The sequence below is a fragment of the Ferruginibacter sp. SUN002 genome, from assembly GCF_050611725.1.
In the GTDB taxonomy this organism is placed as follows: domain Bacteria; phylum Bacteroidota; class Bacteroidia; order Chitinophagales; family Chitinophagaceae; genus Ferruginibacter.
On sequence record NZ_JBODJB010000001.1, the window covers coordinates 478,955 to 505,903 of the forward strand.

Below are 26,949 nucleotides of genomic sequence, written 5' to 3' on the forward strand. Positions count from 1 at the left end.
TCGATATAAAATGAAAAACACCTGGTTTGCAAAACCCATCTTATTCTTGATCTGTATCTCTTTACTTGCTTTTGTTCCTCCAAAGAAAAAAAAGAAACGTACCGTTAAGAAAGCTGTCACAACTAAGCTTGTGTCTAAACCCCAACCAAAACCTGCACCTGCGGTAGAAGATAGTGTTGAAAATCCTTACTACATTATTGTCGATAAAAGTGATTACGAATTGAAAGTATATGACGACGAAGGTTGGTATGCTACTTATCCGGTGGTTTTTGGTGGCAAAGACCTTGGTGATAAAATGAAAGAAGGTGATAAAAAAACACCTGAAGGAAACTACAAAGTGATATTAAAAAAGATCCACAATAAATGGGGACCGGAGTTATTACTCGATTATCCAAACCCTACCAATATTCAAAAATTCAATGAAAGAAAAGCAAAAGGAGTAATTCCAAAAAATGCCAGAATTGGTAGCGGTATTGCTATACATGCTACAAGACCGGAAGAAGAATGGACCGTTGATAATTATTACAATTGGACCGATGGTTGCGTTTCTGTAAAATACACAGAAATGAAAGATCTATATAGTTATATCCCTGTTGGCACTCCCGTTACTATTCAGCCGTAAAATTTACCATTCACATTGTTACATTGCAACCGACAGGTTATCATATAGCGGAATACAAACTTTAAAAGCTGTGCCTTTACTTAGTTCAGAAGCAACGCTGATATTACCACCAAATGATTCTACAATGTTTTTCACTTTAGCAAGACCAATACCGGTTCCTTTGTTGCCGTAGCGGTCGGTCTTATCAAGTGTTTGCTGATCGTTGAATATTTTATTCAGATCGTTTGAAGCTATTCCTGATCCGTTATCAGATATATGAAAGTAATGATAGCGATGATCGGAGTCAGCAATAATTTCAATAATTCCCTTGGGCTTATCATTGTACTTAATTGCATTGGTTATCAAATTTTGAAACACCTGTTGCAATGCTATCTCATCTATTGGCATAGTAGGAAAACTTCCTTTAATATTGATCTTTATATCTTCTGTGGGTGCAACCAGTGTTATCACTTTCTTTAAAATACTTAATGTGTCAACTTTTTTGTTTTCATCGATATCGTGTGATTTCTTTTTTGTTTTTGCAAACATGTCGTTGATAAAATCAATCAATCCGGATGCACTGTTCTCTATCAATTCAATGTATGCTTCAGAGTGTTCATTCAATACTTCTTTAAAATTTCTTCTGAAACCTTTTGAAAGCATCGTGATATTTGCCAACGGTGTTTTCATATCATGCGATACGATCTTTACATACTCATTCAATTTATGATTGACTTTTTTAAGTTTCTCTTTTGCTGTTTTAAGATCTTTATTCTTTTTTCTCAATTCCATTGTTGTAATGGTTTGCTGAGCCAATGCTTTTAATGCTTCTTTTTGTTCCTCTGTCAATTCTTTTCTTTCTGCTCCTAATACACAAATAGAACCTAGCACAAACCCTTGTGGTGTTACCAAAGGTGCTCCTGCATAAAAAACTGCATTCGGTTCTCCGGTAACCAATGGGTTTGTGTTGTAACGATCATCTAACCGTAAGTCGGGAACAACATTTACATTGTGCGGATCAAGAATGGTATAATTACAAAAAGATATCTCTCTTGGTGTTTCTCTTAATTCGAACCCAAAAAACGATTTCACAAACTGCCTGTTCTCATCGATCAAAGTGATCAGCGATGCAGGTGTGTTGCATATCTGCGATGCCATCTTGGTAATGAAGTCATATTCTTTTTCAGAAAATGTATCTAACAGTTCGTATTGATATAAGGCTTTTAAGCGACCGGCCTCATTTGCAGGAATAGGGTAAGACGCAATCTTCATCTGTAATAGTTTAGGATTAGTATAAACGAAAAAACAAATCCATTGGATTTACGTATTATAACGAATTAAATAGAAGAAAAATTGTTATATATAACTATATTAACAAAAAAGAGTTGAGGCTCAAATAAAAAGAAGACTGCCATCGCCATAACTTAAGAACCTGAAATCGTTGTCTAATGCATACTGGTATATCCTTTCCCAATCCTTACCCACTGCGGCAGCTACGAGTAAAAGTAAGGTAGAATTAGGCTGGTGAAAATTGGTTACTATAGCCTTGGCAATTTTGAATTGATAGCCGGGGGCTATCAGTATTTGAGTAGATGTAAAAAGATTGGATATATGCTTTTTGTTCATCCAAAGTAACAAGGCTTTTAAAGAATCTTCAACAGATACATTTTTATTCAATTCATCATATACTTCCCATTGTGTTAGTTGCAAAACAGATGCACCGGGCTCGAGTATTGCTTTCACCCCTAACCAATACAAGCTTTCTATCGTACGCAAAGATGTAGTACCCACTGCAATAATCGTGTTGTCGATATTGGCCAAAATGTTTTCGATGGTTTGAACAGACACATCTATCCACTCCGTATGCATTTCATGCTCCTGCATTATTGCCGCTTTTACCGGTTTAAAAGTACCGGCCCCAACATGAAGCGTAACATATACTTTTGAAATATTTTTTTCGTTAAATGATGAAAATATATTTTCAGTAAAATGCAATCCGGCTGTAGGTGCTGCTACCGATCCATCATATTTGGCATATACCGTTTGATATCTTTCCGCATCTTCTATATCCGTATCTCTTTTGATATATGGCGGTAAAGGAATTTTTCCTGCCTTTTCAATAAGCTCCGCAAATGTTGCTCCCCCATCCCAATTAAATTCTACCACGTAAGCATCATTCAATTTTTCCTTCAGTTCAATCTGCAATTTGCAATCTGCAATTTGTAATTCAAGATATTGTTCTTTCCATTTACTCACCCCACCAATAAAACATTTCCACCGAGTGGTTGCTGTTGCTGTTAATGCCGTTGTATAATCTGTTTGCCATGGTTCTAATAAAAATATTTCTACAATACCTCCGGTGGGCTTAGTAAACAATACTCTTGCATTGATCACTTTGGTATTATTAAAAACAAGCAAACTTTTTTCCGGAAGATGTTGTGCAATATTTTTATAAACATCTTCTTCTATCAATCCATTTTTATAGATCAATAGTTTGGATGCATCTCTTTCCGGTAACGGATGCGCCGCAATTCTATCCTGTGGCAACAGATAAGTATATGCTTCTATAGAAATTTGTTGAGGATGCATGTGTTAAATTACTGTTGCAAAAATTGACGTATTTCGGTTATCCACTTATTGTTTTCTTTCGCACAAAGACTTTCGTGACCACACTCTTCGTAAACAACTAATTTTTTATCGGTTGCAATATTAGCATAAATTTCGTCGATCTCTTTTTTGGTAACCCTGGGATCATTTTTGCCCCATTGCAATAAAACCGGTGCTGTAATTTTCTTTGCATACGCAGAGGGCTTCATATTGAAGGCCCAAAATCCATGTTCAATACCACCCCAAAATGTAAGCATTGTCGCCAATGGCTCCTGAGGCAAATGCATCATACTTAATTTTCCTTCAACAGCATCGAGCAGACTGCCAAAAGGCATTTCCAAAATAATTTTTGAAGGTCTTAATGCATGATCATTTACTGCTTTTGTTATAGCAGCAGCTCCCATTGAAACACCCCATAACACTGTGTTCTTTTCTCCTAAAGATTGAATATAATCGTATGCCAGTTTTACATCTTCAGCTTCGTAATACCCTATACTAGTTGTATTCCCTTCACTGCCGCCATGTGCTCTGAAATCGATCAATAATGTGTTATAACCAAGTTTGAGCAAATTACCCGATTCGGGTAAAACGCCGGTTTTATTGCTATGATGGCCATGAAAGAGTATCACAGTTCCTTTTGGGGTACTGTCTGTTTTAAAATACCAGCCTTCTAATTTGAGACTATCCTTTGTTGTGAGTAACACTTTTGTTACCGTAGAATCGGGGGTATATTTATTTACAAGCTTTGTGGCATTGAGCCCGAACAAAATATCTTTTGTTTTATCCCAACTTGTTTTTTCAGTTTCATGTTTCAGTTTCATTGTTGAAGCATCATATACATGAGTGAGTTTATAGGCATGCAAGGCCACCATGAAATTAGCCAGTACAAAAAGAATGACTACAGTTCTTAAAAAAAATTTGAGAGGTCTGTTCATTATTTTAAACCCTTCCGTTTTTGATCTCATCCACTACCCCGGGATCAAGCAATGTAGACGTATCGCCTAAGTTCTGCATTTCGCCTTCGGCTATTTTTCTTAAAACCCTACGCATGATCTTACCGCTACGGGTTTTGGGTAAGCCGCTTACAAATTGAATTTTATCAGGCTTTGCAATAGCACCAATTACTCTTGTTACTGTTTGCAAAATATCCTTTCTGGTTTGTTCTTCGCTTTCATGCTGACTGCAGATCACATAGGCATAAATTCCTTGTCCTTTGATATCATGCGGATAACCAACTACGGCACTTTCCACTACACCGGTATGCATGTTGATTGCATTTTCAACCTCTGCCGTACCAATACGATGACCACTTACATTCAACACATCATCTACCCTTCCGGTAATTCTGTAATTGCCATTGGCATCTTTCAATGCACCATCGCCTGTGAAATATAAATTTTCGTAGGTAGCAAAATAATTGGTTCTGCATCTTTCATGATCGCCATAAGTGGTACGTAATATACCCGGCCACGGAGCTTTGATACAAAGATTCCCTTTTATAATACCATGTTCATCTTTTTCTGTTACTTCTTTTCCTTGTTCATCAACCAATATTGGTTGCACGCCCGGCATGGGTAATGTAGCCCAACTTGGTATAGCCGGAGTAACGCCTGCTAAATTTGAAATAAGTGTACCACCCGTTTCTGTCTGCCACCAGGTATCTACAATCGGAGATCTTTTTCTTCCGATATTTTCATCATACCAATGCCATGCTTCTTCATTGATGGGTTCACCAACTGTGCCCAACACTTTTAATGAAGAAAGATTCTTCCCTTTCAATGGGTCGGCACCAAAACCCATTAAGCTACGTATAGCTGTTGGTGCAGTATACAAAATATCTACCTTATGCTTATCCGTTATGTCCCAGAATCTTCCTGCATCGGGATAAGTAGGAATACCTTCAAACATCAATGATGTAGCTCCTGCACTTAACGGACCATAAACGATATAACTATGCCCTGTGATCCAACCTATATCTGCCGTACAGAAATGTACTTGTCCGGGTTGGTATTGAAAAATATTTACAAATGTGTAATTGGTCCACACCATATAACCTCCAATAGTATGCACCACTCCTTTTGGTTTTCCTGTACTGCCCGATGTATATAAAATGAACAATGGATCTTCTGCATCCATTTCTACTGCAGGAAAAGAAACCACACCATCTTTTTCAATTTGCGTTTCAGCATGTTCCATTTCATCTTCCCACCACACGTCTCTTCCTTTGAGCATTGCAACTGGTGTTCTTGTTCTTGTATAAACGATCACACGTTTTACAGTTTTATTTCCAACCAATGCATCGTCGATCACACTTTTCAATGGAATGTCTTTTGCTCCACGATAAGCTCCATCGCAGGTTACAATGAATGCTGCTTTTGCATCTTCTAATCTGTCAGCAATACTTTGTGCGCTGAAGCCACCAAAGATCACACTGTGAATAGCGCCGATCCTTGCACAACCTAAAACCGCATACGCCAACTCAGGTATCATACCCATGTATATACAAACTCTATCTCCTTTTTTTACACCGTTATTAATCAACACTTGTGCAAACTGACAAACTCTTTTATGCAGACGATTATAGGTTACCGTTCTTACTCTCTCTTCAGGATTGTTGGGCTCCCAGATAATAGCAGGCTTATCTCCCATTGTTGCCAAATGACGATCGATACAATTCTCTGTGATGTTTAATTTACCGCCGGCGAACCACTCAATTTTTGGTTCTTTAAAATTCCAGTTCAATACTTTATCCCATTTCTTTCTCCACAGAAAATTTTCTGCAATTGCTCCCCAAAAAGCTTCAGGATCATCTACACTTTTTTTATATGCTTCTTTGTATGCTTCTAAAGATTTGATTTGATATGGATATGACATACTCGTTGATTTATCTTTTTAAATGTATAAATATCGGTTTATTTATTTAACTAAAATACAGCATAGTTAGTTATCTTACAATATAATTGCTTACATATGGGAAATGAAAATACCACCAAAGGTATTGGTAAAGTTATTTTTTCTTCTTCGTTAGGTACACTCATAGAGTGGTATGATTTTTACATCTTTGGCATGCTGGCCAAAACCATCTCGGTTCAATTTTTTCCTGAAGGAAATGAGACTGCTGCATTGTTAAGCACTTTAGCAATATTCGCTGCAGGCTTTTTGGTCCGCCCCTTCGGTGCACTGGTATTTGGAAGATTGGGTGATATGATCGGCAGAAAATCTACTTTTTTATTAACGCTGGTTTTAATGGGTGGTTCTACGTTTTTAATAGGCTTGGTGCCATCTTATAAAGCCATTGGTATGGCAGCTCCATTATTGGTTTTATTATTAAGATTAGTACAAGGCCTTGCACTGGGCGGAGAGTATGGCGGTGCCGCTACTTATGTTGCAGAGCATGCTCCGGCTAACCGAAGAGGTTATTTTACTGCATGGATACAAACTACTGCCACATTGGGATTGTTTGTTGCATTGGGTGTGATCATGACAGTGAAAAACAATATGAGTGATGCTGCATTTACTGCTGAATGGGGAGGATGGCGTTATCCATTTTGGATATCAATTTTATTGGTAGGCGTTTCTATTTACATAAGATTGAAGATGAACGAATCTCCCATTTTTGCAAAACTGAAAGAAGAAAAGAAAACATCTGCAAATCCGTTAAAAGAAAGTTTTGGTAAGAAGGGCAATTTTAAAATGGTATTACTTGCGTTATTTGGTGCAGTAATGGGACAAGGCGTTATCTGGTACACAGGTCAATTTTATGCTCAATCTTTTTTAGAAAATACAGTGAAGATAGAGTTCATGCAAAACCGTGAGATTCTTTTATGGGCAATTGGTTTGGCAACGCCTTTCTTTTTAGTGTTTGGATGGTTGAGTGATAAGATCGGCAGAAAATGGATCATGTTAACGGGGATGTTATTGGGTGTTATTTTCTACAGGCCGATATTTAATGAAATGTTGAAGAGTGCGAATGCAAAGGAATGGATGAAAGACAAAAGCAATATTGGTGATGGGGCATACAATGAAAATTTCAAGTCCGACACAGTTTTATTGAGTATTATTAACCATAAAGAAAATGTATGGACATACAAAAACTCAAGATTCAGTGAGAAAAGAAGCGATACAATTAAATTTACTGGTATTCTTTATCCTCCTCTAAGTGGGTTAGGTCCAACAAAACTTAGTGAATTAGAATCCATTGAAATTCCTGACATAAATCCAACTTATACAAATATTGTTCTTTCAGATGAACTCAAATACAAATTCATTTTCCTTGTTTGGATAATGATCATTTTTGTAACAATGGTGTACGGACCGATTGCTGCATTTTTGGTAGAATTATTTCCAACAAAGATCAGATATACTTCAATGAGTTTGCCGTATCATATCGGCAATGGTGTGTTTGGCGGATTGGTGCCGTTCATTGCAACATTACTTTCAACAACATTTACCTCTGATCCATTGGTTGGATTGTGGTACCCGATCGGTGTGGCAGGATTGTGTTTTGTAATTGGGGCTTTGTATTTGAATAATAAAATTGATAAAAATATTAACGATTAAAAATATTTTATGAATCAGTTGAAAAGAATAATGGGATTGTTGTGGATGTTGATCGCTCCTGTGATCATTTATTTTTTAGTGATGGGAGCTGTGCATAATATTGGCGCAGGCAAAAAAGATATTAATAATCCGGTTCCGTGGGTGATCATCATTACAATCTTTACACCCATTGCAATTGGGTTGATGATATTCGGATTTTATTCTTTGAAGGGAGAATATGATAAATTGCCTGAGCGTTCGGAAGAAATTTAATTTTATTGAATATTCATCGCTTTATAAATCGTCTCCATAATTTTCGGCCGTACATTATCATTTAACAGTTTCTTATTTTCTGCAGAAGGATTAATACGATTACTTAAAAATATATACACCAAATTATTTTTTGGATCGGCCCAAGCGCAAGTACCCGTAAACCCTGTATGACCAAAGGTTAGCGGCGATGCAGAAATACATGGGTAAGGTTCATCTCTTTTATCATTATCTTTTTCAGGTTTGTCAAAACCATACCCTCTTCTGCTATCGCTGTGGTAAGCTGTAAAAAGATCAATCGTTGATTTGCTTAAATATCTTTTACCACCAATGGTTCCTCCATTCAATAACATTTGCATGATCATAGCCATATCATATGCATTGCTGAACAAACCTGCATGTCCGGCAACCCCTCCAAACATAGCAGCACCCGGGTCATGCACATACCCATGTATTAACTGCAAGCGAAACTCTTTTTCATTTTCTGTGGGTACTATTTTATTCAAAGGAACTGTATTGATGGGGTTAAAGCCTGTGCTTGTCAACTTCATTGGAGCATAAAAATTTTCTTTTACAAATACATCCAATGGCTTGCCGCTTATAGTTTCCACAATCTTTCCAAGAAAGATAAAATCATTATCACTGTAAACATATTTACCCGGGCTTGTTAAAGGGCTTTGCAATATTCTCTTACACATTGTATCGCACCACTCTTTTCGCATGAATAAATTTTTGGCAACGACTATAGAAAAGGAATCATTTCTTACAGCAGAAAAATATTTTTTATCAGGCACTCCATTTGTATTGATCACTTCTTTATAAAAAGGAATAAATGGCGTAAGTCCGGCCTGGTGCAATAAAATATTTTCGATCGAAAGATTTTCTTTATTCGTGCCCTTCACCCATGGCAAATAATCGCCTAGCTTTTTTTTTAGATCAAGCTTCCCGGCATCATACAATTTCATGATAGCTAAAGTAGTGGCGTTCATTTTTGTTACCGATGCTACATCATATACCGCATCGACAGTAACAGGCTGTGTTCTACTATTGTCATAAAACCCAAATGCTTTTTCATAGGCTATCTTTCCATTCCTTGCAACCAATACAACGCAACCAGGAGTAGCGCCACTACTAACAGCTGCTTTTGCAACAGAATCAATTTCATTCAACACTACAATATCTAACCCGACTTCATCAGGATTGACAAGAGGCAATACAGTAGTAGATTCAACAATGCCACTGCCATACAAGTATTGATCACAAACCGTTACAGGCAGTTTCCCCTTTGCTGCAATTTTTCCCTGCAAAATATCTATTGCTGCACTTTGAGTGTACGAATCATCTTCATAACAAGCAATAAGACTTTTGGCATTGCAAAAATTTTTGATAGCATATGGATTACCAAAAACAATGGTTACAGCATTGGTTTGTTCCTGCAATTTGTTTACTAGATCAACAGCAGAGGCACTGATACCGAAATTATTAGCCGGTGTACGACTATAATTATGGATACCAATGATCACTTTTTTGTATTTCTTTTTAATGATCTCTACTGTTGACAAGACCCTACCTTCATCCTGTTTATAATTAAAATAAAAAACAGCTGCATTGTGATCATTACGCATCCTTTTTGCAAAAGCATTGTCGCTGCTAATACCAATGCCCACATACGCTACATCTGTAGCTTTACTATCTACTGGCAAAGGAATAAAGTTCTCTTTTGATCTACTCAACAATGTAATCGCATTTTCAGCTACCAGTTTTTTCATTTCAGGAATACCGGTGTTCAAATCTGCAGTAATATTATCTAAGTTAATAGGTGCCGTATTTTTTAGGCTATATTTATATTTTGCCGCAAGCACTTTCTTGCAATGCAGCTCAATATCCTGCCAGCTTAATTTTTTCTTTTTGATGGCTTCCTTTATCTTTTTAAGATTCATCTCTACATCACCGGGTAAACAAAGCATATCATTGCCTGCAATCAGCGATTGCACCGAGGCTTCTCCGTTAGGAAAGAATTTTTTAACTCCCTGCATTTCCAATGCATCGGTAAAAGTCAACCCCTGATAACCCAGACTATCTCTCATCAGATCTGTAATATTTTTTTTGCTGATAGAGGTTGCTCTGTTCGGACTGTTATCTATAGCGGGGATATACAAATGTGCGATCATTACACTACCTACACCTGCATTAAATATTTGTTTGAAAGGATAGAGCTCTAGAGAATCTAATTGCTCCATCGATTTATTGATCACAGGCAGATCTAAATGTGAATCTACAGCAACATCTCCATGTCCCGGAAAATGTTTAGCACAAGCCATTACCCCTACATCCTGCATTCCTTTCATGTATTGAATACCATACAAAGCCACTTTGTATTTATCCTCTCCAAAACTTCTATCATTAATTACTGGGTTATTGGGGTTATTGTTAATATCAACAACAGGAGCATAATTAACGTTAATGCCTAAACGCTTGCATTGCTCCCCTACCAACACTCCGTATTGATAGATGATATTGGGATCGGTAACAGCACCCAACATCATTTGATGTGGTAACGATTGTACACTATCTAAAATACGCATCCCAACCCCCCACTCTGCATCAATACAGGTCATAATGGGTGTTTTAGCAAGACTTTGCAAACTATTAAGCACAGTTGCCTGTTTAACAGGATTTCCCTGAAAAAGACAAACAGCCCCTATATTGTATTTTTTTACAGCTTCGGTAACCTCTTTATCAAAAAACGTAGCTGTTCTAGTTTTAAAATCATACGTAGATAGCCGTAAGACCATCAATTGAGCAATACGTTCGTCGTCATTAAGGGTATTATATACGCTATCGGCCCAAGTTTGGGCTTTATTCATCTGACCATAAGAATTTGCAGAAAGAAAAACTATAAAAAACAGGATACATCTCCTCATTTCCGATTAAAAATTATATAGTAAAAAGTATGTGTTATTTTTGAACTTCTAAATTAAAGGATTTTGCCCGACATCATTCAATTATTACCGGATAACATTGCTAATCAGATAGCTGCAGGAGAAGTGATTCAGCGGCCTGCTAGTGCTGTAAAAGAACTACTGGAAAACGCTGTGGATGCCGGTGCTACAGAAATAAAACTCATTGTGAATGATGCAGGCAAGGCATTGATACAAGTGATCGACAATGGTAAAGGCATGAGTGAAACGGATGCCCGGATGAGTTTTGAGCGTCATGCTACATCTAAAATAAAAAATATTGATGATCTGTTCCATATCAAAACCATGGGTTTTAGAGGCGAAGCCTTGGCAAGTATTGCAGCAGTATCGCAGGTTGAGTTAAAAACAAAAAAAGCAGATGAGTCTGTTGGTTCCTATATTGAAATAGATAATAGTGTAGTAAAAAAGCAGGAGCCCGTGGCAATGGAGAAAGGTACAAGCATTGCAATGAAGAATTTATTTTTCAATGTACCTGCCCGTAGGAATTTTTTAAAAAGCAATGCTTCGGAATTAAGGCATATTATGGATGAATTCATTCGGGTGGCTATGGCATTCCCGGATATCTTCTTTTCACTCAACTCTAACGGACAAGAGGTTTTTCATTTGGAAAGCGGTTCATTAAAGCAACGTATTGTTCAAATTCTCGGCAATAATTATAATGCTAAAATGGTGAGTGTTCAGGAGAAGACCGATTACATGAACATTTACGGTTTTGTTGGCAAACCTGAAACTGCAAAAAAGACCAGAGGCGATCAATATTTTTTTGTAAATAATCGCTTTATTAAAAGTGCTTATCTCAATCATGCAGTAATGGGAGCTTTCCAGGAGATGATCGCTAAAGATAGTTTTCCGATGTATGCATTGTTCATCGATCTTGATCCGTCACAGGTCGATATCAATGTTCATCCAACCAAACAGGAAATAAAATTTGAAGATGAAAAAATTGTTTACGCATTTGTACAAAGTGCGGTAAAACATTCACTGGCACAATTCAGCATTACACCTACTTTAGATTTTGAGCTGGATGCAAATATTCAAAGCCTCGATGCCATTAATAAGCCGTTTACCGAAGAAAAAAAATCATCCGTAGCATCATCTTCTTTATACAACACTTTCAGCAAAAAAAATCAGGCGCATTTTATAGATACTAAAAGTGATCTGAAACACTGGAAAGAGTTTTATGAGCCTGCAAAAGAGGTTACAATCAACAATCAACAAACTATTGACCATGGACCATTGACCATAGACGACAGACAAACGGACATAGGTGCACTTATACAATTACATAATACTTATATTGCTGCTCAGACAACTGAAGGATATATTCTGATTCATCAACAAAATGCACATGAAAGAATTTTGTACGAAAGATTTGCCGATGCCATTGCTGGGCAACCTATCTCAACTCAAAAAAGTCTTTTTCCTGTAACCTTGGAGTTGGCAGCAGCCGATGTTGCATTGATGCATGAATTATTGATCGACCTGAATGATCTTGGTTATCATTTAGAAGCATTTGGCAATAATACTTTCGTTATACAGGGCACTCCGGCAGATGTACCACAAGGAAATGAAAAACAATCGATAGAAAAAATGCTGGAACAGTACAAGCACTTCAGCAACGATTTAAAATACTCTAAAAGAGAAAAGCTTTTGCGTTCAATTGCATGGCAGCAGTCTATTAAAGCAGGCACTGTTCTTTCTCAAAAAGAAATGAAAGTGTTGGTAGAAGAATTATTTGCTTGTGCTACACCAAACACTACCCCCAACGGTAAACCAACTTATACAGAGTTCAAAAAAACAGATCTGGACAAAATGTTTGGACGATAAAAAAGCCTCTGTAATAGACATCACAGAGGCTCAACCTTACATTAAGAAACCTAAAAACCGAGTTTAAATCTTTTGAAACTTGGCAAAGCAAACCCTGTTACCATAAATAAGTTTTACTGTATAAAAGCCCGCCGGCAAAGTACTAACATTAATTATTAGGGTATTCGACCCTGCAATACCCGACTGATGTTTTTCGGTCACCATATTATTCACTGCGTCGTACACATATGCATGTATCGTTTCAGCAGTTGGCTGTTGAACATACAGGGATATCTGACTGATAGCAGGATTTGGATAAGTTTCCAACTGACAGAAATTGGTGATCGTTTCTATGTGTATCACACTACAGTATTCTTTTATACAACCACCATTGGTTGTAACTTTCAAACAAACATAATAGTATCCCGTATCTGCAAAATCATATATCGGATTATTCTGAGTAATGGTTATCGGCGTTGTTGCACCTCTCTTCAAAATTGTCCATACCTGTTGCTGAATAGTTGTATTGCTATAAGCATAGAAGTGTATCTTATTGGACATGTATTGATCCTTATAATACTGATACGCAACTTTAACGCTATCGCAATTTGCCGGAGGAGACACCCTTACTTCCTTACAGGTTGTAGATGCACAATTTGTATTTTTAAACACTGTCAAACAAACTTGATAAGCACCATAGGGATTGAAAGGATGTGTACTGATCATGTCATGACTTCCTTTACCATCACCAAAGGTCCAGGTGTATTGCACATCATTGCTTTGATGTACAGGTGTAAACGCATATATACCGGCTACAGATGTAGGCGTATAAGTAAACGATGACAACTGTTTACAATCTGTTGTCGGTGGAACAATGACAGTTATTGAATCGCATTTATATTTAACACAATTTGTACTTGTTCCGTATTGTACTTTTAGGCAAACATAATATTTACCGGGCTGTGCGTACTCATGTATGGCATTCCAGGAACTTGCGTCTGTGCCATCTCCAAATGTCCATTTAACAATTGCATTAGGCGTTGGCGTTAGGGTGGTATTTGTAAAATATATTTTCTTGGTATTTGTCTGATCCGCTACCCATGTGTAGTTGGCAACAAAATCGCAAGGCACAGGATTATCTAAAACAGTAATAGAATCACATTTATATTTTACACAATTTGGTCCTGTTTGAATTCGCACACAAACATAATATTTACCCGACTGTGCATATTCATGTGCTATTGTCCAACCGGTAGCTGTTGTATTATCTCCAAACGACCAGATAACCTCTGCGGCGGTTCCGCTTGGCAAGTTGCTGTTAGCTGTAAAAGTGATCTTCTTTTTATTATCGCTTGAAGCGGTTGCTGTATAACCTACTGCAAAATCGCAAGGTGCAGGATTATCCAACACTGTTATTGAATCACATTTGTACTTAACACAAGTATTACTGTATTGCACACGCAAACAAACATAATACTTACCCGGTTGTGCATACTCGTGAGTAGCATTCCAACTTGTAACATTTGCAGTACCATCTCCAAAACTCCATGTTGCAATTGCATATGCATTAGCCGTTATAAGCGTTGTTGTATTTGTAAAATTGATCTTCTTTTTATTGTCGGTACTTGCTGCCCATGTATAACTTGAGACATATTCACATGGAGTTGTATTTTCCTGTACGATAACGGAATCACATTTGTACTTGATACAGTTGGGCCCGCTTTGAACTCTTAAACATACTTCATATTTACCGGGCAATAAATACTCATGAGCGGTTGTCCAACCTGTTGCAACTGCTGAACCATCTCCGAAAGTCCAACCAACTTCTCCTGTTGTTCCTATTGGCAGCGAACTTGTAGCAATAAAATTGACCTTCCTTTTATTATCAGTACTTGCAGTTGCGGTAAAGTTGATCACAAAATCGCAAGGCTTAATAATTGTAATTGTTTTACAGATATATTTTGCACAACCTATAGGTTGAAGATTGGGATTACGCTTAATAATAATCATACAAACATTATAAGTGCCAGTTGCAGTATAAGTATGATCCGGATTTTTTTCATTGTGATAAGATTGTGTTCCATCTCCAAATGTCCATTTAACCGAATCGTATGCAGTAATTTCTGGAGTTGTATTTTCAAAGTAATATTTGTAAGGATTCCCAATCGCCGAATCGTTTCTGAATGTAAAATCTGGCGTAAACGTACAATTTGTTGTGCCTATCTCAATTTCTTTGCAATAAGTTGCAGAGCATACCGCAGTTCCCGGCACATTGTCATTTCTTTTCACCCATAAGCAAACATTGTATTTGCCGGGACTTGTATAGATATGATCCGGATTAGGCGAAGTTGAAGTGGTGCCATCACCAAAGTCCCATTTAGTACTATCAGCACTGCTGAAATTAAGGGTTTGATTTACAAAGTAAACCTTGCCTGTATTTATAGGATCTTTTTGCCAACTAAAATACACTTGCATATCACATGGACGTGTTACAACCACATCAAAACATTTTTCTCTCACACAAGGTGCATTCGTATTTCTTTTTTTGATCAACAAACAAACATGATAAATTCCTGCATTGTTATAAGTATGAGTAGGGTTTGCATCATTGGATGTACTTCCATCTCCAAACATCCATGCAATAGAATCGGTTGAAAGTATTCCTGTTGTAGTATTGGTAAACTTTACTGTTCGAAAATTGGTGTAATCAAGCAAATAGGTAAAATTAGGAGCAACACAATCGGCAGGAATATAAATTTCTTTAGATACCGAATCCTTGCACACCTGAACATTATTAGGATTGTATACAATAAGAATGTGTGTTACCAAAAAAGTTCCACCTGCTGCAGGAAATGTATGATAGGGAGAAACTGTTGTGACGCCACCTGAAGCGTCTCCGAAAGTCCAGTAATGATGAATACCATTGGCATCTGAATTGATCTCGGGTAAAAACTTAGCGGTTAAGCCGGATGTATTCCAAGAAAAATTGGCATTACAAACAGTAGTTTGTGCATTGGTTCCAATAATAAAAACAAGGCATGTTAGTAGTAAAAATATTCTTTTCATAACAATCGTTTAGTGGTTGGATAAAGGATTAAATCTGTTTTTGTTTTCAGTTATGGTCGCAAAAAAAAGATACTCTCCATACTAATTCCGTTGCTTGAGTCGAAAAAAATTAATGCTTATTTCTGATCGTCACCAAAAACTGTTCAACACTTTTACGAACCGAGGCCGTTTTCCCTTGAAAATTATTCACTAAAACAGAGAATATCAATAACTTATTCTTTTTAGTGAACAAAAAACCGCTGATCGTTGACTGGTTAGACATGGAGCCGGTCTTAGCGTAAATATATGGACTGTCTGAAAGATAGTAATTTTTTAAAGTGCCTTCTCCACCGGCAGGCAAGATGTCTTTTAATCTTTCCAGCCCGAATTCATTTTTCATCTTATTCAAAATATAAACGAATGATCGTGGTGTAAATAAATTGTACCTGCTCAATCCGCTGCCATCTACCCAACGTGGTTTTTGCGGAATATCTTTAAGATCATTATTCAATAAAGTATCGATAATATCTTCATCACTCATGTAGCCCAGTTTTTCATTGCTTACCATGAGCAGTGTTTGTTCAGCAAAAAAATTATCGCTGTTGTGCATCATGGGTTTGAAGAGGGAGTCTGAGGTTTGGGAATGAATTTTCGTATATCCATCCAATGAAACCAACGTAATTTTTCCATAATCAACGAGTCGATGTAAGGTGTCCGTCAAAAGGCTATCTTCCATCGATACAATATTTTCCTGACAACCTGTTTTAAAGGGAATATCTGCTGTTGTATTGTTTAACGAATCTTCGTTAATAAAAAAGAAATTGCTGTATTGCATTCTTTCAACAAAAAAAGAATTAAGCGTTTTTGAATATTGAAACATTTTTTTAGAAAAAAAGCCTGGCGTAACCGTTACCTTATTATTGTTTAAAGAAAATGTAGCCAGATTTCCGTAGATAGGAAAAAAGTTCCGCTCTGTCATGTAACTACTATTATAATCATCCCATGCCCAACCTATGCCCAATGGTTGAAACCGGCTCTTAGATCTATATATAGGCATTCGTTCAAAAAGTGTAATCTTCTTCCCCGAGTAATTTTTTAAGAAATTATATGCAGGATGATTTTTAAATTCAGGGTGTAAAAAAGTAGGATCGGCATTACCAATAAATTTTAGCCCTTTCTCATCTTCTTTGTAATATCCACTTATTAAACTATCTCCCAAATACTTCATCCCTGCATACAACGAAAATAGTTTTGTATTAGAAGCAGGTATAAAATTTTTTGTAGCATTATACTCATACCAGTATTCATCAGTCGCCGGTTCGTAAATACTGATACCAATATTACCGGTGCTGATAATAGAGTCTTGTAATAAATTTTTAGCTATTTTTTTAACAGATTGCGCCGATGCAGGATATGAAAAAATGAAAAGAGAAAATTGAAAAAAGAAAAATACTTTAGAAAACAAGGCTCTCATAATTTTTATTTTTTCATTATTCGTTTTTAATTCCTACCCCCTCTCCTGTGCCCTCAACCAGCGTTCAGGCATTTCATTATGACTCGCCGTAAGATAATCATTATAGCTGCAGGCAATGAATTTTTGATCGGGCATTTGCATCCACCATCTACCCGATTTTCTGCTTTGCAGGAAAACAGTATCTACTTCTGCAAACACAGTATTGTATTCGTTGAATTGCGTTCTATCTTCTAATTCTGCTTCCTGCTTGCAACGATTTTTACCATCAATGAAATACCATAAAATTTGGGATATCTGCTTTGCGGTAAGATCACTTATATCTGACCGAGGATTGTACCCATAAATACCAAAGCTGCTCAATGCACTGCTCATCCCTGCATAACGGGATAGCATACATGCTTCCTCGCCTGTAAATCCATTCGGGCTACATTCATTTGCAGGAGCATCGCTGTACTTCACAGCACTAATATCAAAGCTTAATAAATTGGTATTGCGTAGTACCGGCTCAATGCCATCCATATCTTCTTTGGCCATACCAACACGATGACAATCAAACCTTAGTTTGTCCATTGTTTCCAGCATACGTGGGTGAACCAGGTAGCTTTGAAAACCAATATGATTATAATGCTTCACCCAATTAGGTTCACCAGTGAGCATTTCCAGTAAAAAATTTTCACTGCGTAAAGAGCTTTCACCTTTAAGGTCGATGGTAGCATCAATACAAGTTGCTTCCACCGTCTTTTGTAACTGTTGATAAGCAAAATATTGACCCAAAGTAATGTCGTGCGACCCACCAAGAATAACTACTGTTTTACCAAGTTTCAATAACTCTCCAACTACTGTTTTTACTGCTGCGTAACTATCACTTAATGAAGCACCCGGTTTTACATTTCCCAGATCGGCAATCTTTACTTCGGTGTGCCAGTAATGTAATTGATATAATTGTTTTCTAATGGCATCCGGCGCAGCTGTTCCGGCATGAAATTCTCCACTGCCCCTTGCCTCCCCAACACCTACCAGCACTATATCCATTTCCGACACATCAGGCATCGCATCTTCGTAAATAGATATGTGTTTGGCTAATTGTCCGTCGTTATATCCATTATCATCATTGATTCCGCTAATGTGTATGGGCAATAAAAAATCGTGTAGGTCGTACATCCGTGGGTTAATTTGCAGCAAACTTAGCAAATTGTATTGATTGATGTTAATCGACAACAATAAACATTTCCGTATTTTTGCCGCATGGAACAATTGTTACAACAGATAGAAAAATATAAGTCGGAGATCAAAGACTTTGTGGCACAGAAATCAGAAGAAGTAGAGACCTTCAGAATAAAATATTTAGGCACAAAAGGATTGGTAAAAGAGGTAATGGGAGAAATGAAAAATGTGGCCGCAGAAAAGAAAAGAGAATTTGGTCAATTACTCAATGAATTCAAATTATTTGCAGAAGCAAAGTACGAGGAGTTAAAGCAGACGACAGAAAATGGACAACAAACAACAGACAACTCAATAGACCTTTCATTACCTGCAGACCCACTTCCACTTGGTAGCAGGCATCCCATAAGTTTGGTAAGAAATCAAATGGTTTCTATTTTTCAACGACTTGGGTTTTCTGTAGCCGAAGGCCCGGAAATTGAAGATGACTGGCATAATTTCACCGCATTGAACTTACCGGAAAATCATCCTGCCCGTGATATGCAGGATACATTCTATATTTCTCAAAACCCCGACTGGTTGCTGCGTACACACACCAGCAGTGTACAGGTACGTGAAATGGAGAAAGGCAAATTACCCATCAGGATCATTTGCCCCGGACGTGTTTATAGAAATGAAACGATCAGTGCAAGAGCACATTGTTTTTTTCACCAGGTAGAGGGATTATATATAGCAGAAAATGTTTCATTCGCCGATTTGAAACAGACCCTGTATTTTTTCGTACAAGAAATGTTTGGTAAAGATGTGAAAGTGCGTTTTCGCCCCAGTTATTTTCCTTTTACAGAACCCAGTGCTGAAATGGACATCAGTTGTTTAATATGCGGCGGTAGCGGATGCAGTGTTTGTAAAAAAACAGGTTGGGTAGAAATTTTAGGTTGTGGTATGGTACATCCTAATCTATTAGAAAACTGTGGTATTGACAGCACAAAATATACCGGCTTCGCATTTGGCATGGGGGTAGAAAGAATTACCATGCTTAAATACCAGATCAAAGATCTTCGACTTTTTAGCGAAAACGATGTAAGATTTTTGAAACAATTTACCGCTGCAACCTGACGCTGTTTTAAGGTATAAACAGCTCCCTTAAATAAAGAATTATTGTGCCGCAAAAGTTCGATTTTGCGGCATTTTTTTGTCCAAAAAAGTACGCAAAGTAACTCATATAAACATATTTATTAAATTGATTTTAAATTTAATACGAATTAAACTAAAAAAAATATCAAAAAATGTGTATTTTATACATATTAAATTCAATTTTCCCATTATTTTTGTCTCCCACTACCCATTAAAACGATTGCTTTTATCCTCAAGAAATTACCGATCGGTATACTCAAAGAATCAAGTACCACATTTGTTTTCGTAAAAAATTGATAACTAACGGAAATGAATAGCTGATATTGTTTTTATGCCGAGTTGAATTTGTAAAACGATAAACTATACATATATATGAAAAGAGTACTACATACTGTAGATAATACCGATGGGAAAACTATCGGTACTATAACTGACAAAATGCAAATTTCCTTTTTGCATTCATTCAAACTAATACTTTCAGTTTGCCTTCTATTCTTTACACAATCTGTGTTAAGCCAGGTCACATACGACTTGGGCGGAAATTTAAGTTATTATACAATTCGCACTTTCGGTAGTGCTGGAGCATTTCAAAATGCCGGCAATACAGAACTGGGAATGTACGCCAATGGGGGCAGTGCTCCTAAACAGGTAGTTGCATTTCGTACATTAAAAACAGCTGGAGACAATACCGGTTCTACCCGAGCTTTACAGGTTGGAGATGTTTTCACCGTTACTGTAAGTGCAACTGCAGCTATTGGAGAAATAGGGTTTTCATTAAACTCAAGCGGTTGGGGCAGTACAACTTGGGCTGATCGATATAGTAACAGTCGTCTTTATATTCAGGAAGATGGAACTACAGGTTCATGGTATGTTAATAGTAGTAGCGGCAATAACTCTTTGGGCTATAATGTAAGTACAACAAGAAGAGATTATATGTTTAAAGTTTATATTACTTCTGAAACAACCTGTGATGTAGAGTATTATGTAAACGGAGCTTTTTTTAGCAGATTATTTAATCTAACAATGAATGGCACGGCAGGAACTAATATTGATGGATTTGCTTTATACTTTCGAGATGATTATAATGGATCCAGCAATCAAAATATTTATTGGAAACAAACCACAACGGTGGCAGCCGGTGGTTCTGTAAATCTGGGTTATTACTTAACTTCACCCAATACTTATACTCCCGGTATCGTTAAAAACGGGTTAGCTGCAAACAGCACTTCAACTTCATCAACCAATAATGTAAACGTTGGTGGTGACGCCGGTTCAACAGTGTACTTAAGTAACACTAACACTTACACAGGAACCACAACAGTTAATACCAATGCACGAGCAGAACTAAGGAACACTAGCGGTTTTGGCAGCACTTCAGGAGTAACTGTACAAAGCGGTGCCGCTCTTAATCTTTATTTTCCAAGCGGAAACAATACTTTCAGTACCTATTCTACTACAATCAACGGGTCAGGCTCCAGTGGCGTCAATGGTGCATTGAGAAGCACTGGAGGAAATAACACATGGCCAGGGGCTGTTACTCTAGGATCTTCATCAAGAATTAATGCAGATGCAACAGGTGCTGCAGGTTCGTTAACCTTATCCGGAACTGTCACATTAGGCGCTAATGCACTTACTGTTGGTGGTGCAACTTCTGCGGTAAATATTTCAGGAAAAATAACAGGCTCAGGTGGAAGTCTTATCAAAGATGGAGATAATACCTTAACGCTATCTAATACAGCAAACGATTATACCGGTAACACTTTCTTAAATGCCGGTACACTTTCTATTGCTAACAATCTTTCTTTAGGAACTGGTAGTTTAACTATCGGAAACAGTACCACATCCGGCACTTTTGCTGTCACCGGTACTACAAGCAGAAGCCAGGGCATTATAGTAAATAACGCTTCTTCTGCTGCAGTGATTGATGTAGCATCGGGACAAAACTTCACACTGACAGGTGTGCTTTCTCAAAATGGTGGTAGTGACCCGGCGACAAAGATCGGAAAAGCAGGAGCAGGAACATTAACACTTTCAGGAACTGCTACCTATCAAGGAAGAATGAAGTTAGGTAATGGAACGGTTATCATAGATAATAATACTGCACTTACTACTAACAATTCTACAAGTAACAGAGGATTAGATCTGGGTTTAAGTGTAGATAATGTTGTTCAGGCAAACAATGTTGCATTATTAGCAAACAATGGATTCAATTTTGCTCCATCAATATATGTAGCTGCAAATACAAGTGGAGCTACTCGTACTATTGGTTTAAATGGAACAGGAGCAGCAACATTCAGCAATGAAATCTATCCGGATGGAGATATAATCGCTACCGGGGGTTCGGGCACAGTTACTTTCAGTGGTAATATTGTAAACCCGGCAGGAGGTAAAGGAATAATTGTAAGTGGAGGGACTGTAATTCTTTCCGGAACCAATACTTATACAGGCGCTACAACTGTAAATACAGGCACACTAAGGTTGACCGGCTCATTAGCATCCGGATCGGCTGTTAGTGTTGCAAGCGGAGCAACCCTAACAGGTACCGGTACTGCCGCAGGTACAGTTGCTGTAAGCGGTACTATTAGTCCTAACACTTCAGGCACTTATGGTACATTAAGCACAGGTGCAATGACCTGGAATAATGGCGGACAATATATTGTTGACATTTCAAAAATTCCATCTTCCGGAACCGCAGGAACTGATTGGGATAAATTAACAATAAGCGGAACATTAACTACACCAGGATCGGGCAACTTTACTGTTACATTAAATGGAACCATCGCAAGTTTTTCAAATGCTACTCCTTATACATGGAGTATAGGAACATATACCGGTAGTGCTCCATCTACAGCATTTGTTTCTGTTAACACAACCGGATTAACCAATGGATTAAACGGCGGTTCTTTTTCTATTAATTTTACTGGTAACAATATCAATCTTGTATTTACTCCCTTAAATTACACCTTAACTTATAATGCCGGAGCTAACGGTTCTATTTCAGGAACAACACCACAAACTGTAAACAATGGAGCAAATGGCTCTACTGTTACTGCTGTTCCTAACACGGGCTATCATTTCACTTCATGGAGTGATGGCGTACTTACAGCAGCAAGAACGGATAACAATATCACTGCCAACCTAACGGTTACGGCTAGCTTTGCAATCAATACGTACACATTAACTTATACTGCAGGCGCTAATGGTTCTATCACAGGCACATCCCCACAAACTGTCAATCATGGTGCTAATGGTTCTGCGGTTACTGCTGTTCCGGATGCTAATTATCACTTTGTTGATTGGAGCGATGCATCAACAGCTAACCCAAGAACAGACAATAACGTTACAGCAAATATCAGTGTTACAGCAAATTTTGCATTGAACTGCGGCATTTGGACCGGCGCTGCTAACGACGGTGATTATAACAACGCAGCCAACTGGTCTTGCGGTGTTCCTGCCACTTCTGCATCAGTAACACTAGGTAATGGAACGGGTAATGTTATTTTAAATTCAGATTGGGATGTTACCGGATCATTGGATTTTACAAATACAACCGATACATTTTTTATTGCTCCGGGAGTAGAATTAAAAGCAACCGGTGGTTCAATAAATTTCCATGACAAACCGGTAGTAATTCAGTCTTCTGAAAATGGTACAGGATCTATTGGTGAGATCAGTGGTGGCGGCAGCCTATTGGGAGCAACCAATGTAACTGTTGAAAGATACACTGCACAAAATGCTTACAGAGGATGGAGAATGTTGGCTGTACCTACACAAACTTCTCAATCAGTATTTGCATCATGGCAGGAAAGTGGAGTGAATAATAATGGCTACGGTACTTTGGTAACTAGCCCAAGTGGTGCAGCTGGCTACGATGCAACTACACCGAGCTGGTCATTATTAAGCTATGTACCGGGATCAACACCGGCTTGGTCAGGAGCTACTGCAGCTACTACCGGTTTGCCAATTTTAAATAACGACAGAGCTTGGATGATCTATATCAGAGGGGATAGAACCGTAGGCGTTTCTGCAACTGATATTGTTACCAACTCTCCGGCTAAATTAAGAACCACCGGTCCATTGTTCCAGGGAGATCAGTTCATCGATCTTGTAGATGGATTTAACTTAGTAGGTAATCCGTTTGCATCTGAAATTGATTTCGATAATATCGAAGTAGTATCAGGTAGCATAGATAATACACTTCAATTGTGGGATCCAACCATTGAAGGTTTGTATAAATTGGGTTCATTTGTTTACTTCAACGGCGGTATCCGCAACGGTGCTCCAATTGGTAGTTACGGTGCATTCAATACCAAGATACAATCAGGTATGGCGTTCATCGTAAAATCAAATGGTGCTTCACAAATTCGTATTGGTGAAGACGCTAAGTCGAATGGTGCTAATGTTAACGGTACAGGATTCAGACCACAAGGAGGAACAAGTGTATTTGTAACAAGTCTTTCTCCAATTGTAAACAACAATCCTGTTTATGCTGATGGTGTAACTGCAGCATACAGCAGTAATTTCAATAGCGATATCGATGCAAACGATGCTGTTAAAACAAGCAACTTCGGCGAAAGCATTGGTATGTTGAGAAACACTAAATTGTTAGCAATAGAAAGAAGACAAGCTATTACAGATAAAGATTCTATCTTCTATAAATTGTCCGGTTTAAAAACAGCTAAATATCGTTTAGCGTTTGCTCCAACATCAATGGATGCTTTAGGTCTTACAGCATTCTTGGAAGATAAATATTTATCAACCAGCAAAGCAATTGATCTGAGCACAACCACTTATGTTGATTTTGATGCGGTATCTAACAACACTGCAACTTTTGCAGACAGGTTCAGAATTGTGTTCAAAGCAGCAGGTACAACTCCTGTAACGATCACCAATTTGAATGCAACGCAAAAAAATACAGCAATGCAGGTAGATTGGAAAGTTCCGGTTGAAAACGGAGTTAAACAATACGAAGTAGAGCGTTCTTCAAATGGTATCAACTTCACTAAAGTGGGTATAGTGCCTGCAACAACCAACAATGGAGGTTCGGCAGTGTACAGCTTTATGGATGTTGCACCGGTTGCAGGAACGAATTACTATCGCATTAAAACGATAGATATTTCAGGTGCTGTAAGATTCACTTACATTGTTAAAGTAAATTACGGTCAGTCAGCTCCAAGCATTACGTTGAATTCAACTTTTATCAATGATGGTAGATTCAGCTTGAGTTTAACCAATCAGGAACGAGGCAGATATAATATAAGGGTGTTAAATACTGTAGGACAGGAAGTGCTGAAAACCAGCTTTGAACATCCAGGTGGAAATAGTACACAAACCATCAATTTGCCGGGTTCCGTTAAAGGTATTTATCATTTAGAGGTCATAAAACCAAACAGAATTTCGGAAATTAAAAAAATTGTCGTAAATTAGCACCTAATTATATTAGGGTAAACTATAATCTAATAAAATTTTTACAATGAAATTGCAATTAAAGTCAGCGGTATTGGTAGCAAAAAAGCGGGTAATTCCTGTATTCGTAGCCTTATGTTTGTTTGTACTTCCTAGTATAGTTTTTGGCCAAAATCCAGGTGATAACCCTGATGCTGAACCACAAGCCGTACCCTTAGATCCAAAAATGACAGTCATTTTAATTGGAATGGGAGTTATGTTGGCCATGAGGATCATCAAAAAAAGAGTTGCCTCATTAAAGCCGCAAGCTGTAACAGTTAAGTAATAAGTATTTACAATAATATCAAGCACTTCCCTAAAAGGAAGTGCTTTTTTGCTTATTGAACTCAGCCAATAAGAGCAGATTAAATGCCGTTTATCAAAGAGATATTAGATTGATAATGACTGATAGTTTATTTTTGTTACATGTTAATCAGACGTTTATTTCTTTTTATTACAATAGGGTTATTCTGTAACAGCACCATTGCGCAACAAAAATGGGATCTTCGGAAATGCATTGACTATGCTTTAGCGAATAATATTTCTATTAAGCAGACAGATATACAAAGTAAAATATCGGAGCTTCAATACAAGCAAAGCAAATTGAGTCAATATCCTAATTTGAATTATAATTTAAATTCCAGCTTTAATAGTGGCCGAAATCAGGATCCGGTTACATATAGTTTGATTACGCAAAGCTACCTTGCTACTAATATGCAGTTGCAAAGCAGTGTAGAAATCTTTAACTGGTACAGTAAACAAAATACGATTGCGGCTAATAAATGGGAAGCCGAAGCTGCAAAAGCTACAACTGATAAATTAAAAGATGATATTTCCCTTGCAGTAGCAAATTTTTATTTACAAATATTACTGGCCGAGGAGCAGGAAAAGATCGCAGGAGTGCAACTACAACAGTCGCAATCGCAATTACGAAATACAAGAAAGATGGTAGACGCAGGCTCTCTGCCCGAATTGAATGCAGCTGAATTAGAAGCGCAGGTAGCCAGAGATAGTGCTACTGTCGTAAGTGCAAAAGGAAATGTTGAACAAGCTGTTTTAAATCTTAAAGCTTATATGGCGATGGATGCAGCAACTGCATTTGATGTAGAAACCCCACCGGTAGAATTTATCCCGATAGACGACATAGCAACTCTTCAACCTGAAAGCGTTTATACATTAGCGGTAGCTAACCTTCCTCAGCAAAGAATAAACGACCTTAAATTGAAAGCCGCGGTAAAGAACACAGAAGCTGCCAAAGGCAGAATGTATCCTTCCATTTCAGCCTATGGAAGCCTTGGTTCGGGTTATGCCAACTATTTTAATATTCCGAATTATGCTCTAGTGCCTAATGGCAAAGCGCTTACTGAATTAAAAGCTGATGCTGGTGGCGGAATCGAATATGATATCTACGCTCCCTCCTACTCAAAAGTAAAAAACGGTACGGTAAAATCTAATCCTTTGTTCACTCAGTTTTCCGATAACTTTAGACAGTCAGTTGGCATTAGTATCAGCCTACCTATTTTCAGTGGTGGAAATTTGAGAACAGGATGGGAAAGAAATAAACTCACTTCCAAAAATCTTGAATTACAGAAGGAAGCGGACAATCAAAAATTAAAACAAGATATTTATCAGGCATACAACTCAGCTATAGTAGCATTGCAAAAATTTAATGCTGCAAAAAAAACAGTTGAAACATCGCAACGCAGTTATGATTTCGCAAAGAAAAGATACGATGCCGGGATGCTTACAACACTGGAACTGATCACAAATCAGAATAACTTATTGAGAGCAAAATTTGAACTGATCCAAAATCAGTTTGATTATGTTTTTAAAATGAAAGTACTGGAGTTTTACAAAGGTCAGGGGCTAAAATTGTAATACCCCCC

16 protein-coding genes are annotated in these 26,949 nt (G+C 37.6%); 8 read left to right on the forward strand and 8 right to left on the reverse strand.

Annotation, left to right across the window (positions count from 1 at the left end; translation table 11 throughout):
• Window positions 1-10 precede the first annotated feature (10 nt).
• A complete protein-coding gene (locus tag ACQ33O_RS02115) occupies window positions 11-622 on the forward strand; it encodes a L,D-transpeptidase family protein (RefSeq protein WP_430993898.1) in 612 nt (203 codons plus the stop codon).
• Window positions 623-640: 18 nt separating this feature from the next.
• Here ACQ33O_RS02115 and ACQ33O_RS02120 read toward each other — a convergent pair whose 3' ends face one another.
• The 4 genes from ACQ33O_RS02120 to acs all read right to left on the reverse strand — a co-directional run bounded on the left by ACQ33O_RS02120 (window position 641) and on the right by acs (window position 6,082).
• Window positions 641-1,873, reverse strand: a complete 1,233-nt coding sequence (locus ACQ33O_RS02120) for a sensor histidine kinase (protein WP_430993899.1) — start codon at window positions 1,871-1,873, stop codon at window positions 641-643.
• Window positions 1,874-1,993: 120 nt separating this feature from the next.
• Window positions 1,994-3,190: an S-adenosylmethionine:tRNA ribosyltransferase-isomerase gene (locus tag ACQ33O_RS02125; RefSeq protein WP_430993900.1), complete on the reverse strand. Its 1,197-nt coding sequence runs from the start codon at window positions 3,188-3,190 to the stop codon at window positions 1,994-1,996.
• Between the two features lie 8 nt (window positions 3,191-3,198).
• On the reverse strand, window positions 3,199-4,143 hold the full coding sequence (locus tag ACQ33O_RS02130) for an alpha/beta hydrolase (RefSeq protein WP_430993901.1): 945 nt from the start codon (window positions 4,141-4,143) through the stop codon (window positions 3,199-3,201).
• 4 nt (window positions 4,144-4,147) lie between these two features.
• Complete coding sequence (gene acs / locus ACQ33O_RS02135) at window positions 4,148-6,082, reverse strand: acetate--CoA ligase (protein WP_430993902.1); 1,935 nt, start codon at window positions 6,080-6,082, stop codon at window positions 4,148-4,150.
• 96 nt (window positions 6,083-6,178) lie between these two features.
• Here acs and ACQ33O_RS02140 point away from each other — a divergent pair, with 96 nt between their 5' ends.
• Entirely contained in the window at window positions 6,179-7,768 is a 1,590-nt protein-coding gene (locus tag ACQ33O_RS02140) for an MFS transporter (protein WP_430993903.1), read from the forward strand.
• A 9-nt stretch (window positions 7,769-7,777) separates the two neighbouring features.
• On the forward strand, window positions 7,778-8,020 hold the full coding sequence (locus tag ACQ33O_RS02145; protein WP_430993904.1) for a DUF6814 family protein: 243 nt from the start codon (window positions 7,778-7,780) through the stop codon (window positions 8,018-8,020).
• A 2-nt stretch (window positions 8,021-8,022) separates the two neighbouring features.
• Here ACQ33O_RS02145 and ACQ33O_RS02150 read toward each other — a convergent pair whose 3' ends face one another.
• A complete protein-coding gene (locus tag ACQ33O_RS02150) occupies window positions 8,023-10,884 on the reverse strand; it encodes a glycoside hydrolase family 3 N-terminal domain-containing protein (protein WP_430993905.1) in 2,862 nt (953 codons plus the stop codon).
• A gap of 120 nt (window positions 10,885-11,004) precedes the next feature.
• Here ACQ33O_RS02150 and mutL point away from each other — a divergent pair, with 120 nt between their 5' ends.
• Window positions 11,005-12,825, forward strand: a complete 1,821-nt coding sequence (gene mutL, locus ACQ33O_RS02155) for a DNA mismatch repair endonuclease MutL (protein ID WP_430993906.1) — start codon at window positions 11,005-11,007, stop codon at window positions 12,823-12,825.
• Window positions 12,826-12,888: 63 nt separating this feature from the next.
• On the opposite strand, the gene ACQ33O_RS02160 is transcribed toward mutL, so the two are convergent.
• The 3 genes from ACQ33O_RS02160 to ACQ33O_RS02170 all read right to left on the reverse strand — a co-directional run bounded on the left by ACQ33O_RS02160 (window position 12,889) and on the right by ACQ33O_RS02170 (window position 18,484).
• Entirely contained in the window at window positions 12,889-15,870 is a 2,982-nt protein-coding gene (locus ACQ33O_RS02160; protein ID WP_430993907.1) for a PKD domain-containing protein, read from the reverse strand.
• A gap of 109 nt (window positions 15,871-15,979) precedes the next feature.
• Window positions 15,980-17,323, reverse strand: coding sequence for a D-alanyl-D-alanine carboxypeptidase (locus ACQ33O_RS02165; protein WP_430993908.1), 1,344 nt, complete (start codon window positions 17,321-17,323; stop codon window positions 15,980-15,982).
• Between the two features lie 33 nt (window positions 17,324-17,356).
• Window positions 17,357-18,484 carry a formimidoylglutamase gene (locus ACQ33O_RS02170; RefSeq protein WP_430993909.1) on the reverse strand — a complete coding sequence of 376 codons (1,128 nt, stop codon included), beginning with the start codon at window positions 18,482-18,484 and terminating at the stop codon, window positions 17,357-17,359.
• 84 nt (window positions 18,485-18,568) lie between these two features.
• Here ACQ33O_RS02170 and pheS point away from each other — a divergent pair, with 84 nt between their 5' ends.
• From pheS to ACQ33O_RS02190, 4 genes are all read left to right on the forward strand, one after another.
• Window positions 18,569-19,600: a phenylalanine--tRNA ligase subunit alpha gene (gene pheS / locus ACQ33O_RS02175; protein ID WP_430993910.1), complete on the forward strand. Its 1,032-nt coding sequence runs from the start codon at window positions 18,569-18,571 to the stop codon at window positions 19,598-19,600.
• Between the two features lie 390 nt (window positions 19,601-19,990).
• Complete coding sequence (locus tag ACQ33O_RS02180; protein WP_430993911.1) at window positions 19,991-25,045, forward strand: beta strand repeat-containing protein; 5,055 nt, start codon at window positions 19,991-19,993, stop codon at window positions 25,043-25,045.
• 46 nt (window positions 25,046-25,091) lie between these two features.
• Complete coding sequence (locus tag ACQ33O_RS02185; protein WP_430993912.1) at window positions 25,092-25,349, forward strand: hypothetical protein; 258 nt, start codon at window positions 25,092-25,094, stop codon at window positions 25,347-25,349.
• A gap of 140 nt (window positions 25,350-25,489) precedes the next feature.
• Window positions 25,490-26,941 (forward strand): TolC family protein, encoded by a 1,452-nt coding sequence (locus tag ACQ33O_RS02190; protein WP_430993913.1) that lies wholly within the window; start codon window positions 25,490-25,492, stop codon window positions 26,939-26,941.
• The last annotated feature ends 8 nt before the right edge of the window (window positions 26,942-26,949 follow it).